Raw genomic sequence first — 13,967 nt, 5'->3', positions numbered from 1 at the left:
TGAACCCGAACCAACCTTAGCCAAGCCGCCAAACTGTACGGAGAACCGGCGCCACCTCAGACCTGGGAAGCCGTCCTGAACGTCGAGGCCTTCCTAGAGACGGTGTTGGACCGGATTGCGTTTGAACCGCCCCAGACTGCGGAGTGATTGCTTAGCGGCGCGGGGCAAAACTTAGACAAGCCCTTACAAACGAGAATCCGGAACGAAAGAGATCCTTCCCTAACAAAGGGGCGAGAGTACCCACAGCGGACCTAGAGTCTACCGGGTCTGCATGCGGACCTTCGGAACGTCGGCGATGAGCCCCAAGCGGCCGCCTCATACCGCTCCATGTGCGGGGGGCTGAATCGGCGGGGAGCTCGGACACCTGTGCGTGGGCGTTAGGTCTTGGAATGAAAGAAGAGAGGAAGGGGAGGGGAGAGCGACGTTAGCTCTCAAGAAAGGTCCATCCCCATGGGCGCATCTCCTCCCTGCTTCTGGCCGGCCTATGAGGCCGGCTGGCGCCTTGACGACGACCTCGTTCAGCTGATCGACGAGGAACTGACCAGGCCGCTACCGAAAGGCATATCGAAGCTTCAGCGACACAACACGCTGCAGCGCCGCCTGGCCGAGCTCGGCAGCCGTCTCGGCTATAGTTCAGCCATTGAGGTGGCTACCGGCTACCGCAGGTACGTGCAGACCGGGCGCTTCGATGTGGCATGGACGCTGCCCGGTGGTCAGCCGCCGATCATCTTCGAGATCGACAGCCGCTGGCGTCATGAGTCGCTCCTCAAGCTGGGCCGCGTCGGCGAGGAAGCCCAGAAGCTCTGGATTTACTACGGGCAACGGCCCCGGCCGCCTGAACCCACCGAGCCTGGGTTTCGCCGCCTCAACATCCTGAAGATCGGGCCCTGGCGGCTGGGCGTGAAGGAAGGGCGCCGGCAACAAGTGATCTCACCCGGTCAGTGGCCTGAGGCGCTGTTTCCCCGGATGGCCAACCATCACTGCGGCTAGCTTAGTCCAATTTGATAATGGCAGCGCAAGCGGCGCGGCCCCGAGTTGGCTGCGAAGGAAGCGCAGCAACTTGTCCAAGCCGGGCGCTTGTGGCGATCTGACGAACGAGGTCGTCCCACTCCCAACTAACTAAGTCCAGGCAGATTATGATGAACTCAAGCGTCCAGTATCCCGGTCCCAACGACTTCGCCGATGTCGAAGCCTCCGCCAACCGACTGGCCGCCAAAGGCCTTTCGACGTCGGCGGCCTTCGCCTTTGCGGTGATCGTCAAGCGCAGCAGGGAGGAGGATTTCGATGCCCTCCTCGCTCGAGATGAACTCCGACGCGCGGGGTACACCGCCGCCCAGGCCGACGCGATAGTTCACGAAGTTTGTCTCTGGCGGACATCGGAAGGCCTAGGGGAGCAGCGCCGCCCGCCGGTCGCCCTGACGAGGCCAATGGCGCTCTTGTTCGGTTAGCTACTGGCCATCGGAGTACGGCGGGGCGGCCCGTGGTGGGGACCGGAAGCGGATGACCGAAGTCATCGAATGATTCGACGATACAGACGTCGGACGCCGCCCTGGCGTCCGACGTTCAGCGCAGGGCTATTGCTTCCTGATCGCGGTGACTTCGCCGCCGCCGTTCTCCAGCTTCAGATCAAAGCTCACCTTGTCGCCGGCCGCGACGCCTTGGGTCACGGCGGGGCTCGCCTTGAAGCCCATGACCATGGCGGGCCAGTTGGCCTCCGGGATGGGCGCATGGTCGATGGTCACGGTGCCGGCGGCCTGATCGATAGCCGTCACCGTCCCAGTGCTTTGGATCGCCATGCCATCGGCCGACGCCATGTCCATCTCGTCCATGTTGTGGGCGGGCGCCGGCGCGACCTTGGCCGTCTCCGTATCGGTCCGGCCGCCGCAGGCCGCCACGGTCATGGCGAGGCCAAAGGCGGCCGCCATAGTCAGAACGCGCTTCATGGGGAATCTCCTTGGGTTGAAGGCTGTTGATGTCGATTGGCCTGCCGTCGTCGCAGCAGCAGGAAGCCGGCGGGTATGACCAGCATTGAGAGAAGCGGGGCGCTCAGCATGCCGCCGATCATGGGGGCCGCAATCCTGCTCATCACCTCCGAGCCCGCCCCGTGGCCGATCAGGATTGGAGTGAGTCCTGCAAGGATTACGGCCACCGTCATGGCTTTCGGCCTGACCCGCTGGAGCGCCCCATCGCGTACTGCGGCGTCCACCTCGGCCCGGGTAGGGTTGGGGCCCCGTTCGGCCAGGGCGTGCTTCAGATAGATCAGCATGACGACACCGAACTCGGCGGCCACCCCGGCCAAGGCGATGAAGCCGACGCCGGTCGCCACCGACTGGTTGTAGCCCAGCAGGTAGAGCATCCAGACGCCGCCTGTCAGCGCGAATGGCAGGGTCGCCATGATCAGCGCGGCCTCATCGAAACGCCCGAAAGTGAGGTAGAGCAGGACAAAGATGATGGCGAGCGTCGCAGGCACGACGAGCTTCAGGCGGGCGGCCGCCCGCTCCAGGTATTCGAATTGGCCTGAATAGGCGATCGACACCCCCGGCGGCAGTTCCACATCCTTTGCGATCGCCTTCTGCAGATCGCCGACGACGGAACTCAGATCGCGGTCGCGGACGTCCACATAGACCCAGGTCGATAGGCGAGCGTCCTCGGTTTTCAACATGGGCGGACCGTCGGTGATTTCGATCTGCGCCACCGTGCCAAGGGTGATCTGCTGCCCCGACGACGTGTAGATCGGCAGAGTCCGCAGGCCTTCGAGACTGTCGCGAAGCTCCCGTGGGTAGCGCACGCTGATGGGATAGCGGGCTGTCCCTTCCACCGTCTCACCAATGTTCTCGCCGCCGACCGCGCCGGAGACGATGGCCTGCACATCGGTGATGTTCAGCCCGTAGCGGCCAGCCAGCGCCCGATCGATGTCCACTTGGACATAGCGTCCGCCCGTCAGGCGTTCGGCCAGGGCCGAGCTCACGCCAGGAACGCCCTTGGCGATCAACTCGACCTCTGCGGCGACCTTGTCGATCTGGGCCAGGTCGGGGCCCGCAACCTTCACGCCGATCGGGCTCTTCACGCCCGTGGCCAGCATGTCGATACGATTGCGGATGGGTGGGACCCAGACATTGGCCAGGCCGGGAACCTGGACGACGCGATCCAGCTCCTCGACCAGCTTCTCTGGGGTCATGCCGGCTCGCCACTGGCTGCGCGGTTTGAACTGGATCGTGGTCTCGAACATCTCCAGAGGCGCCGGGTCGGTGGCGGTCTCCGCCCGTCCGGCCTTACCAAAGACGGTCTCCACCTCTGGGACGGTCTTGATGAGGCGGTCAGTCTGCTGCAGCAGTTCGGCCGCCTTGGCTGCGGAGATCCCCGGCAGGGCCGAGGGCATGTAGAGCAGGTCCCCCTCGTCCATGGGCGGTATGAATTCACCCCCCAACCGGCTCAACGGCCAGGCCGTGGTCGCAAACACCACGAGCGCCAGCAGCAGGACCGTCCTGGGCTTGCGCAACACCCAGTCGATGGCCGGCCGATAGGCCCGCGTAAGCCCGCGATTGATCGGGTTGGCGTCCTCAGCCGGGATGCGCCCACGAATGAGATAGCCCATCAGCACCGGCACGAGCGTGATCGACAGGATCGCCGCCCCGGCCATGGCGTAGCTCTTGGTGAAGGCCAGGGGCGAGAAGAGACGGCCTTCCTGAGCCTGCAGCGCAAACACCGGCACAAACGACAGGGTGATGATCACCAGGCTCAGGAACAGGGCGGGCCCGACCTCAACTGCGGCGTCAGTGATCAAACGCCAGCGGGTGGCTTCGTCGATGCGACGGTCGGGATGTTTCTGGGTCCAGGCTTCAAGGTGTTTATGGGCGTTCTCGATCATCACAATCGCCGCATCAATCATGGCCCCCACGGCGATGGCGATGCCGCCCAGAGACATGATGTTGGCGTTGACCCCCTGCATCCTCATCAGGAGGAAGGCGAAGAGAACCCCCAGGGGCAGGGTGATGATCGCCACCAGAGCCGATCGGGCGTGCCAGAGGAACAGCAGGCAGACGATGGCGACGACGACGAACTCTTCAATCAGCTTCTGACTGAGGTTGGCCACGGCGCGGTCGATCAGCTGTGAGCGATCATAGGTGGTGACCACTTCAACCCCTGGGGGCAGGCTGGGCTTCAAGCTCTCCAGCTTGTCTTTTACAGCCGCGATGGTCGCCCGGGCGTTTTCGCCGGACCTCAGAATGACGACCCCTCCGGCCACTTCCCCCTCGCCGTTGAGTTCGGCGACGCCGCGGCGCATCTCCGGTCCGACCTGGACGAAAGCCACATCGCCGAGTCGGATGGGAACGCCCCCGGCCGCGGTGCGCAGGGGGATGGCGCGGAAGTCGTCCAGGTCACGGAGATAGCCGTCAGCGCGGACCATGTATTCCGCTTCGCCCAGCTCCAGAATTGAGCCGCCTGCCTCCTGATTAGCGCCTTGGATCGCCGCGACCACCTCCTGGTGGGTGACGCCGTAGCTGGCCAGTTTTACCGGGTCGAGCACCATCTGATACTGCCGCACCATGCCGCCAATGCTGGCGACCTCCGATACCCCTGGCACGGTCGTGAGCTCATAACGGAGGAACCAGTCCTGCAGGCTCCGAAGCTGGGCGAGGTCGTTCCGGCCGCTCCGGTCAACCAAGGCATATTCATAGATCCAGCCGACGCCGGTGGCGTCCGGCCCCAGAGATGACTCCGCGCCTTCGGGAAGCCGGGCCTGCACCTGGTTGAGGTATTCCAGCACCCGGGAGCGGGCCCAGTACAGGTCTGTGCCGTCTTCGAAGAGGACATAGACGAAGCTGTCTCCAAAGAAGGAATAGCCGCGGACGGTGCGGGCTCCAGGCACCGACAGCATGGTGGTGGTTAAGGGATAGGTGACCTGGTTCTCGACGATCTGCGGGGCCTGGCCGGGATAGGTGGTTCGGATCACCACCTGAACGTCTGACAGGTCGGGCAGCGCGTCCACCGGCGTGGTCCGTACGGCCCAGGCGCCGGCCACCGTCAGGGCGAGCGCAGCCAGGAGGATGAAGAAGCGACCCCTGACCGAGGCGCGAATGATAGCCTCGATCATTGTCCGCCTGCCTTGGCCAGATCGCGGACGACCGGACCGGCCGGCGTCTGTTCAAACGTAAAGCTCACGCGGTCGCCAATCTCGGCCTGGGACGCCAGCCGGGGCGAGGCGAGCTTGAAGGCCATGGTCATGGCGGGCCACTGCAACGCGGCGATGGGCTCATGGGACAGGGTTACCGAGGTTGGTGAGATCTCCTCGATCCGTCCCTGTGAACGGTACAGGGTCGGCGCGGCGTCCGCCTGTGCGGCGGCGGTGACCGGCCGGGCCTGAATACCCGACAGACTGGCTTCCGACTCCAGTAGGAACTGACCCGACGCAACGACCTGCTCGCCGGCGGCGAGTCCCGCCAGGATCTCGGTCTTACCCGCGGACTCACGGCCAATCTGGATTTCCGCTGGCACAAAGCGGCCACCGTCCTTGGCGAGCATGACGAGCGCGCGCTTGCCGGTCCGGATGACTGCTTCTGAGGGGATCAGAAGGGCTGATCGGGTCTGGCCGCCAAACTCGACCGTAGCGAACATGCCCGGCCGCAGGCGACCGTCCCGATTGGCCAGCTCAATGCGTGCGATCAGGGTGCGGCTGGCCGTGTCGGCCTGAGGCAAAATGGCAGTGACCTGGCCGCTGAAGGTTTCGCCTGGATAGGCCGCGAGGCTGGCCTGCACGGTTTGCCCCACTCGAACCTGTGCCGACTGGGCTTCGGGTACGGCGGCGTTCAGCCAGACCTGGGCTAGGCCGTTCACCTCGGCGAGGGTTTGGCCGGCCATCACGGTCATGCCTTTGCGCACGGCGAGCGTCTTGATCATGCCGCCGATGGGCGTCGTCACCGTCACAATGTTGCGAACACGGCCGCTCTGTTCGACCGTGGTGATCAGCTCGGGCGTCATGCCAAGCAGACGCAGACGATTTCGCGCCGCGCTGATCAGGGGTGGATCGCCTGTGCGAACCACCGCAAGGAATTCAGCCTGCGCCCCGGCCCACTCCGGAAAGAGCAGGTCCGCCAGGGGCGCGCCAGCCGGCGTAACATCAGCCGGCGCCCGGCCATACACCCGCTGGACGAAGCCCGCGGCCTTCGCCTGAATGACCGCTACATCGCGGTCATTGAACTCTACCGTCCCCGTGGCAGTGAGGCCGCTCGGCAGGGATCCCGTCTCCGCGGTCGCCAGTCGGACCCCGAGGTTCTGAGTGACCGCCGGGTCGATCTGCACGCCGCCGCCCTCAGCGACCTCGTCGGCGTATTTCGGCACGAGTTGCATGTCCATGAACGGCGACTTGCCTGGCTCGTCGAACCTCTGGCTCGGCGCCATTGGGTCGTACCAGTAGAGCACCTCTCGCTCGCTAGAGGCGGCCTGTTCCGCCGTCGGCGCGGCGCCGAGGCCCCCGTCGAAGACCCGGCCTGCGCCGAAGCCGAGGCCGAGGAGGACCGCAGCGCAAGCAGCCCCCAGGGCGAGCCGCGCCCGGTTGGAGGTCGGAAGGGTCATGGGTTGTCGCTCCCGTAGGTGAGCAGGATGCGAGCGCCGTCGCGGGCGACCAGCGCCTCGCGGTCCAACGCGGCGAGCTTGGTGTCGGCGAGGTCGGTGAAGGCCTCGACGAGGTCGGAATAGTCGGCGCGGCCCGCCGCGTAGCTGGAGGTCTCCAACTGCGCCACTTGCTCAGCGATGGGGACCAGCACGTCGGTTGCGCGGCGCCACTGTTCATGATTGGCCGCGTAGGCGGCCAGATCGGCCTCAAGGGATGCGGCAAGTTCGCGCCGCATGTCGGCCTCCAGTAGTCGGGCGCGGCTGGCCTGGGCGGTTCGCGCGGCGATCGTGGGATCTTGGCGCTGGCTGGCGAACAGCGGCAGGCTGACCGTGACGGCGGCTGAGACCATGTCTCCAAACATCGGGTCACGACGACCGTACATGACCTCAAGACCCCAGTCCGGGCGGCGGGCGGCGCGGGCCCCTGCCACCTCAGCTGCGGCGCGCTGCGTCGCTGCCGAAAGAACCTGTAGCGCCGGATGGTCGGCAATCCTCGCCCGTAGGTCCGCGGGCGTGATCTCCACGTGTGGCGGCGCTCCGGCGGTCTTCGGGTGCAAGGCGCCTGTCCAGCGGGTGAGGTTGGCGCGGGCCTGGGCGACGTCGGCCGCCAGCTGGCTGCGTCGGTTGTCAAATTCCGCCTCGAGCCGGGCCGGTTCAAGCCCTGCCGCCGGCCGCGCCGATCCTGACTCGATCCCTGCTGGAACGCCTTCCCAGAGCGGGCTCAAACCCTCAACGAGTTGGTCGAGCACCGCGAGTCGGCGCTCCGCATAGGCGAGGTCAATCCAGGCGAGCGCTGTGGCGACGCGCACCTCCCGCCGCTGCAGGTCTGTGTCAGCCATCGCCATCTGGGTTTCGGCCTGCGCAGTTGCGGCGGCGGCCCGGCGACGTGCGGCGTTTGGAATGTCCTGCATCAGGCCGACCCGGACCATGCTCATCTCGGCGGCGTCCCAGCGACCGGCGTAGGGCCCAGAGACCGGGATGTTCTCCATCCCCAGGGACAGTTTTGGATCGGGCAACCGCCCCGCCGCCCGCTCGGCGGCGCGCGTGGCCTCAACCTGGAGGGCGCTTGCCTGAAGTGTGGGCGCCGCGCTCTCGGCGAGTAGCAGGGCGGCGTCATAGGTGAGGGGGTCTGCCTGAGCGGTGCTGGCGAGCAGCGCTACGGCCAGGGGAATCCAGGTTCGCATTTGATCTCGCTTGGCGGCGCATAGGGCCTCGCGGCCGGAGACCCGGCTACGGGACCGACGCCAGCCGTGGTTCGGCAGGCCCGCAGGACTGCTGAGTTGGCGGGGCATGGGAGGAGGGCGACGTCGCAAGGAGCTTCAGCCACCAGCGGCGTGTCGTCAGGCGACGACAGGCGAGCAGATGTGCTGGGCCTCAGCGTCTGCTGGTCAGGCGATGGCTTTAGGGGGGCGCTTCAAGCCGGGCGGCGCAAACGGACGGATACTGTCATCGGTCCGCGGAACAAGCGTGGCGCGGTCGAGACGCAAGATCGCGAGCCCCGGCGCGCTCGAGAGGGCGACGCTGATTCCGCCCATTGCAATGCAGTCCTGGGCGCAGGCGCCGCGATCATGTTCGGATGACTGCAGGTTCTCATCGCAGCACGCATGAGCAGCGTCGGCCACTTCCGCAACCGCTGCGCCAGCGTCCATCACCATGGCTATGTCGCCATGCTCGTGCACGCAGCGCATCGCCGCAGCCGAGGCTGCAGCCGGACTGAGCATCAGGCCTATGAGGGCCAATGTAACCAACAGGGGCCGCATGATGGGCCGAGTATGAGCCTAGGGCTGGGAGAAGTCATCGAATTTCACCTCTGTGTCGCCGCCGCCATGCCGCCATCTCGTGGATGATCAGGACGCGACGGCGGCATGGGCATGGATGCTGTCGCCCCTACGAGATGTTGTGATCACCGCAAGAAGGCGAGGACGCCCTGGCCGGCGCGGCCGCGGGCCAGCGACGCAATGTCCTTCGCTCAGGTTGGTAGGGGGGCGGTTAACGGCCCAGCAAGGTCGATAGTGCTCCGCTGCCGAAATCGCTGCCTCATTGGATGACCGGAACGTGCGCGAAGTAGAATCACAGCGCCTAGCGGTGCTCCGGGCGATGGGCGTTCTGGATACGCCCCCTGAGGCGATCTTCGATCACATCACCCGGCTGGCTGCGATGACATTCGGGGTGCCGACGGCCGTTGTTTCGCTGGTGGACGCCGACCGCCAGTGGTTCAAGTCGCGCGTCGGGCTTGATGCGACGGAAACCGGTCGTGATGTGGCCTTCTGCGACTACGCCATCCGCCAGGAAGGGGTGATGGTGGTGCTGGACGCGACAGCCGATCCTCGATTCTGCAACAATCCATTGGTTGCCGGCGCTCTTGGCATCCGCTTTTACGCGGGGGCTCCCCTCAGGCATGCCAGCGGTGCGCGCTTGGGGACGCTCTGCATAATTGGCTATGAGCCGCGCACGTCCTTCGACGAGGAGCGCCAACAGCAATTGGCCACCATGGCCGAGGCTGTCATGGCGGCCATTTCGATGCGGCACGACATCTCCAGCTTTCTCCGGATCGACGCCGAACGGGCCGAGCGCGAGCGTATGCTGGCTCAGGTCGAGACGCTAGCCGGAGTCGGGCATTGGTCTTTGGATCTGCAGACCAACAATACGACCTGGTCACCTGCAGTCTATGCCATCCATGGCCTCGATCCCGCGGCGGGGTCGCCACCCTATGAACAGGCGCTCGGGTGCTACCATCAGGACGATCGTGCAAGGGTGGAGGCCGTAGTTCAGCACGCAATCGAGGCTGGCGAGAGCTACGTCTTTCAGGCGCGACTGATCAGGACTGACGGTGAGGTGCGACATGTGAAGGCGCACGGCGAGCCACGGTTCGATGACTCCGGTGAGATCATCGGCCTTGATGGCCTTTTCATGGATGTGACGGATGTCGTCACGACCGATGAGGCGCTGCGGAGAAACGAAGCGCGACTTCAATTTCTGACGGAGAATGCGGCAGATTTGATCCTCCGCGTGGAGCCCACGCGCGGCGTTACCTGGGCGTCACCGAACGTCTCTCGCTATGGCTATGATCCGGAGACCCTTCAAGGAAAGGCCGCCCTTGACTTCGTCCATCCCGAGGATTTGGGCGCCCTTCGCGCCTCTGAAGCCGCCCGGCTCAGGGGCGAGGTGGAGGCCAATGACGGACGCATAAATTTCCGTTTCCGAACAGCCGAAGGCGCGTGGGCGCGATTTGAGAGCAGTTCCACCGTTATCCGTAGCGCCGAAGGGGCTGTTGCAGAGGTGGTCATGGTCATGCGCGACATCACCGAGCAGCAACAAGTTCAAGAGGCCCTCACCGAGAGCGAGGCGCGCTACAGGCTACTGGCTGACAATGCTTCTGATCTGATCGCCTGCTTCGACCAGCATGCTCGGTTCACTTACCTGTCCCCAGCAGTCTGGAATCTGTTGGGGTATGAGCCGGAAGAGCTCATTGGGAAATCGACCAATGCTGTGATGCATCCTGATGACTACAAGGCCGCACTGGCCGCCTACTCCAATCACCTGGCCAGCGATCAATCTGCTGAGAGCTTTGAGTTTGAGTATCGGGCCTACCGCAAGGATGGCCAGATGGTCTGGCTGGCCGGCCACCCCAAGGCGGTGTTCGACAGTGACGGGACCCTTTCAGGTTTTCAGGACGTTGTCCGCGACGTCTCAGATCAACGCCGCCTGGAAGATGATCTGCGCGCAGCTCGTGACGAGGCCGCCGCCGCTGCTCGGATCAAGGCTGACTTCATGGCCAATATGAGCCACGAAATTCGCACACCTTTGACGGCGATCCTGGGCTTCACATCCCTCTTGGCCGCCGACAACGACCTCAAACCGGACGCGCGTCACAGTGTCGGCCGGATCTCCGCCGCTGGACAGGCGCTGATGGCCATCGTCAACGATGTGCTCGACTTCTCAAAGCTTGAAGCCGGCGAGATGTCGATCCGGCGCCGGCCGACGGCTCTTGATGAATGCCTATACGAAGCCCTTTCATTGTTCAGCCCCCAGGCCGAAGCGAAGGGGATCGCCCTTGATCTTGCCTGCGATGACGAGATCGCTTGGGTGGACCTGGACCCTGACCGGCTGCGTCAAATCCTTCTGAACTTCATCGGCAACGCAGTGAAGTTCACCGAGACTGGTTCAGTCAGGGTATCCGCCTTTCGAGAGCCGGCGACCGGGTTACTCAGGGTCGAGATCCAGGACAGTGGACCTGGAATGGATGCTGCAGAGCAGGCTAAGCTCTTTCAACGATTTTCGCAGGTCGACGGCACTTCGACCCGCAAGCACGAAGGAACAGGTCTAGGGCTGGCGATCTCGCGGGGCTTGGCGGTCGCGATGGGCGGCGAGGTCGGTGTCCGGAGCACCCCAGGCGAGGGGTCCACATTCTGGTTCACAGTCTTTGCTCCAGCATGTGAGGCGCCCGATCTCGTCGAGGATACGCCACTCGCCGACTATGCGCTTCGGGGCAGCCGTCTGCTCGTGGTTGACGACAACCGCGTGAACCGCGAGCTCGTCAAGGCGTTGCTGAGTCCCTTCGGGGTCGTGATCACCGAAGCCGAGGATGGCCTGCAGGCCGTAGAGCTGGCTGCAGCTGAACCGTTTGATCTCATACTCATGGACATGCGCATGCCCCGGTGCGACGGGCCGGACGCCACACTTCGGATCCGACAGAACGAGGGCCCCAACCGCCAGGTCACGATCCTGGCGTTCACCGCCGACTATGATCTGCAGGTTGTCGGCGAGCAGGCGGTGCGCGGCTTCGATGGAGTCGTTCGCAAGCCGTTGGACGGCAGCAGCCTCTTCGTCCAGGTGGCCGAGGCGCTCGTTCGTTAGTTCGCTGAGGAGAAGCCGAAGGGCGCGGTTACAAGGAAATTCGGCTCAATTAGATCTGCGCGTCTCAACGGATTTTATCGGGCCACCTCTGATGTAAATCATCGATCAAATAGGCGTGCTGGTGACTGGTTGCTCCGCCGTGCCTCGTCAGGTGCGCGTGGCTGGGCGGCAGGTCGGGATGAGAGTGGGGGAGCGTCTCCGGATCCTCCGCGGGCCACAGGGCGATCGCGATCGCCACCCCGCCTGCGGCGATCACACCCAGGATGGCGAAGGTCCAGCCCATGCCAAGCGCGGCGCCAACGGCGCCTGCCACCGAATAGGTGATGAGCCAGCCGGCGTGGGAGAGGGCGAACTGGGCGGCGAAGACGGCGCTGCGATCCTCTGGGGCAGCCGAGCGCCGCAACAGGCGTCCGCCCGGCGTCAGGACCGCGGAATAGCCAAGCCCCAGCATCGCCCAGAGGCCCAGGAGAACTGGCCACGACAGCCCTGCGCCGCCAATCATCAGCAGGGCTGCAATGCCGAGCCCGCCCACCAGGAGGGCTGAGCCCCCCAGCATCACCGGGCGGTCCGACAGCCGGTCGAGCAGACGCGGCAGGGCGAAGGCTGCGACCATCGATCCGCCGCCAAACGCCGCCAGGGCCAGGGCGACGTCGTCGTTGGAGCGGCCAAGGCCGGTGCGGACCAGCACGACGGTATTGACGATCACCATGGCGCCGGCCGCTGCGGCGGTCAGGTTGAAGGCCAGCAGGCCCCGCAGACGGGGGGTCTTGAGGTATATCCGGGAGCCGAGCGTCGTCCGGACATAGACCCCGCCTGTCCGTGGCTTCCGCGGCGGTTGGGGGATGGTCACCGACAACACCAGGGCCGCTGAGGCCAGGAAGCCCACCACCGTCCCGGCGAACAGCCAGTGAAACGAGATCAGGGACAGCAGGGCGGCGGCCAGCATCGGGCTGACCAGGCTCTCCAGGTCATAGGCCAGACGCGAGAGGGACAGCGCGCGGGTGTACTTCTGCTCATCAGGTAGAACATCGGGGATCGCCGCCTGGAAGGTCGGGGTGAAGGCCGCCGAGGCCGACTGCAGCAGGAAGATCAGCACATAGACCTGCCAGACCTGATCGACGAACGGCAGGCTGAGCGCCACGACCGCTCTGACCACATCCATAGCCACCAGCAGGGTCCGGCGGGGGATCTGGTCGATGAAGGCGTTCACCACCGGGCCGACGCCGATATAGGCGATCATCTTGATGGCCAGGGCGCCGCCCAGCACCGCGCCCGCATTGGCGCCGGCCAGATCGTAGGCCAGGAGCCCCAGCGCCACGGTCGCCAGCCCCGTGCCCAGCAGGGCGATCACCTGGGCGGCGAAGAGATGGCGGTAGGTGCTGTTAGTCAGTACCTCAAGCATAGCGTAAAACGATTATCCTGTGGGCTCAGCCGTGCTCTGCGAGGCGACGAGGTGTTGTCCAAGTGTTTCTGATCCACCGGCGGGCGGGACGCTCGATGACAACGTGAAGAGCGACACCTGCGATCAGGATCAGGGATACCAGCATGAAGACCTCCCAGCCGGGAAGCACGTAGCTACTATCGCCACCGGCAAGGATCGCGCGTGCATTTTTCCACACAACGATGGCGGGGAGATGCACCAGATAGATGGCATAGGACGCCTCTCCGAGAAAAACGGCAGAGCGACCTCCCACTATACCTATCGTGCCCGGCGACGCCGCGAGTGAGACGATCCACGCGCCCGCAGTGGCCACCACGACGGGCTCCGCCGCGCCAGTGTGCATGCACCAGAGCAGAAGGACTGTCATGCCGAAGGTTGCAAGTCGGGCCCGCGTCGGTGGCCAGTCGAAATCAACGGTCAGTCGCCTAAGCGCGATCCCTGCCAGGAAACTCGGAATAATTCGCAGAACGCCAAGGTTAAATTCGGCATGCAGCAGCGGCTGGTGAAACCATCTCCTGTAGCCGGCATCGATCACAAGGTAAGACAGGGCCGCAAAGAACAGCAGAAGGGCGGGCCGGCGCCGAAGGACAAGCATTATGACTGGAAACGCGAGATATGCTGCCCACTCAGCCGACAAAGACCAGGACGGGCCGTTCCATTCCACTGCGGCGCTGTGGGGGCGCCAAGCGTGCACCATCAGCGCCGTTTCGAGGAAACCTAACGCGCTGTAGCGTTCGGGATCGAGCCGCTCGCCCAATATCCATGCTGCAATAGCGACAAGACCCATCACGGCCAGAACCGCGAGATGCGCGGGGTAGATGCGTGCAAGACGCGCCACAATGAAGCGTTGGTAGCTGAAGGATCGAGTATCGAACTGTCGATCATATACGTGAGCGAGGACGAACCCTGACAATATGAAGAAGGCGTCAACGCCAAGTCGGGCTCGCTCAATAAGGCTTGTGTGTTCCAGGGTTGGCCATGACCACATGAGCTGAAGGTGAAAGAGGACAACGCCCATCGCCAGGAAAAACCGGGCCGCGGTCAGGGCGGGCATTGT

At 64.7% G+C, this 13,967-nt stretch carries 10 protein-coding genes; 2 read left to right on the top strand and 8 right to left on the bottom strand.

What is annotated here, in order from left to right; genetic code table 11:
* The first annotated feature begins 450 nt into the window (after positions 1–450).
* A complete protein-coding gene (locus tag MH112_RS02185) occupies positions 451–990 on the top strand; it encodes a hypothetical protein (RefSeq protein WP_296563204.1) in 540 nt (179 codons plus the stop codon).
* 155 nt (positions 991–1,145) lie between these two features.
* Here MH112_RS02185 and MH112_RS02180 read toward each other — a convergent pair whose 3' ends face one another.
* The 6 genes from MH112_RS02180 to MH112_RS02155 form a co-directional block, all read right to left on the bottom strand.
* Positions 1,146–1,355, bottom strand: a complete 210-nt coding sequence (locus MH112_RS02180) for a hypothetical protein (RefSeq protein ID WP_296563202.1) — start codon at positions 1,353–1,355, stop codon at positions 1,146–1,148.
* 219 nt (positions 1,356–1,574) lie between these two features.
* Positions 1,575–1,943, bottom strand: a complete 369-nt coding sequence (locus tag MH112_RS02175) for a copper-binding protein (protein WP_296563201.1) — start codon at positions 1,941–1,943, stop codon at positions 1,575–1,577.
* Complete coding sequence (locus MH112_RS02170) at positions 1,940–5,095, bottom strand: efflux RND transporter permease subunit (RefSeq protein WP_296563199.1); 3,156 nt, start codon at positions 5,093–5,095, stop codon at positions 1,940–1,942. Before MH112_RS02170 ends, MH112_RS02175 begins: the two co-directional genes overlap by 4 nt.
* Positions 5,092–6,573, bottom strand: coding sequence for an efflux RND transporter periplasmic adaptor subunit (locus MH112_RS02165; protein WP_296563197.1), 1,482 nt, complete (start codon positions 6,571–6,573; stop codon positions 5,092–5,094). The genes MH112_RS02170 and MH112_RS02165 overlap by 4 nt, the downstream gene beginning before the upstream one ends.
* On the bottom strand, positions 6,570–7,796 hold the full coding sequence (locus MH112_RS02160) for a TolC family protein (RefSeq protein ID WP_296563195.1): 1,227 nt from the start codon (positions 7,794–7,796) through the stop codon (positions 6,570–6,572). Before MH112_RS02160 ends, MH112_RS02165 begins: the two co-directional genes overlap by 4 nt.
* Positions 7,797–8,000: 204 nt before the next feature.
* The gene (locus tag MH112_RS02155; protein ID WP_296563193.1) at positions 8,001–8,267 is read right to left on the bottom strand and encodes a hypothetical protein; all 267 of its coding nucleotides are present in this window, start codon (positions 8,265–8,267) and stop codon (positions 8,001–8,003) included.
* A 400-nt stretch (positions 8,268–8,667) separates the two neighbouring features.
* Between MH112_RS02155 and MH112_RS02150 the strand changes: the two genes are divergently transcribed.
* The gene (locus MH112_RS02150; RefSeq protein WP_296563191.1) at positions 8,668–11,469 is read left to right on the top strand and encodes a PAS domain S-box protein; all 2,802 of its coding nucleotides are present in this window, start codon (positions 8,668–8,670) and stop codon (positions 11,467–11,469) included.
* A 64-nt stretch (positions 11,470–11,533) separates the two neighbouring features.
* Here the strand turns inward: MH112_RS02150 and MH112_RS02145 are convergent, their stop codons facing one another.
* Together MH112_RS02145 and MH112_RS02140 are read right to left on the bottom strand one after the other, a co-directional pair.
* The gene (locus MH112_RS02145) at positions 11,534–12,871 is read right to left on the bottom strand and encodes an MFS transporter (protein WP_296563189.1); all 1,338 of its coding nucleotides are present in this window, start codon (positions 12,869–12,871) and stop codon (positions 11,534–11,536) included.
* A gap of 25 nt (positions 12,872–12,896) precedes the next feature.
* Complete coding sequence (locus MH112_RS02140; RefSeq protein WP_296563187.1) at positions 12,897–13,964, bottom strand: acyltransferase; 1,068 nt, start codon at positions 13,962–13,964, stop codon at positions 12,897–12,899.
* Positions 13,965–13,967 lie beyond the last annotated feature (3 nt).

Source organism: Phenylobacterium sp. (assembly GCF_022402485.1).
In the GTDB taxonomy this organism is placed as follows: Bacteria; Pseudomonadota; Alphaproteobacteria; order Caulobacterales; family Caulobacteraceae; genus Phenylobacterium.
The sequence above is the reverse complement of the archived record's forward strand: the minus strand, read 5'-3'. Positions and strand labels throughout refer to the sequence as shown.

Coding starts and splice junctions, on each gene's coding strand:
- MH112_RS02170 (WP_296563199.1), bottom strand. CDS start 5,095: ATGATCGAGGCTATCATTCGCGCCTCGGTCAGGGGTCGCTTCTTCATC.
- MH112_RS02140 (WP_296563187.1), bottom strand. CDS start 13,964: ATGCCCGCCCTGACCGCGGCCCGGTTTTTCCTGGCGATGGGCGTTGTC.
- MH112_RS02165 (WP_296563197.1), bottom strand. CDS start 6,573: ATGACCCTTCCGACCTCCAACCGGGCGCGGCTCGCCCTGGGGGCTGCT.
- MH112_RS02145 (WP_296563189.1), bottom strand. CDS start 12,871: ATGCTTGAGGTACTGACTAACAGCACCTACCGCCATCTCTTCGCCGCC.
- MH112_RS02160 (WP_296563195.1), bottom strand. CDS start 7,796: ATGCGAACCTGGATTCCCCTGGCCGTAGCGCTGCTCGCCAGCACCGCT.
- MH112_RS02175 (WP_296563201.1), bottom strand. CDS start 1,943: ATGAAGCGCGTTCTGACTATGGCGGCCGCCTTTGGCCTCGCCATGACC.
- MH112_RS02185 (WP_296563204.1), top strand. CDS start 451: ATGGGCGCATCTCCTCCCTGCTTCTGGCCGGCCTATGAGGCCGGCTGG.
- MH112_RS02155 (WP_296563193.1), bottom strand. CDS start 8,267: ATGGTGATGGACGCTGGCGCAGCGGTTGCGGAAGTGGCCGACGCTGCT.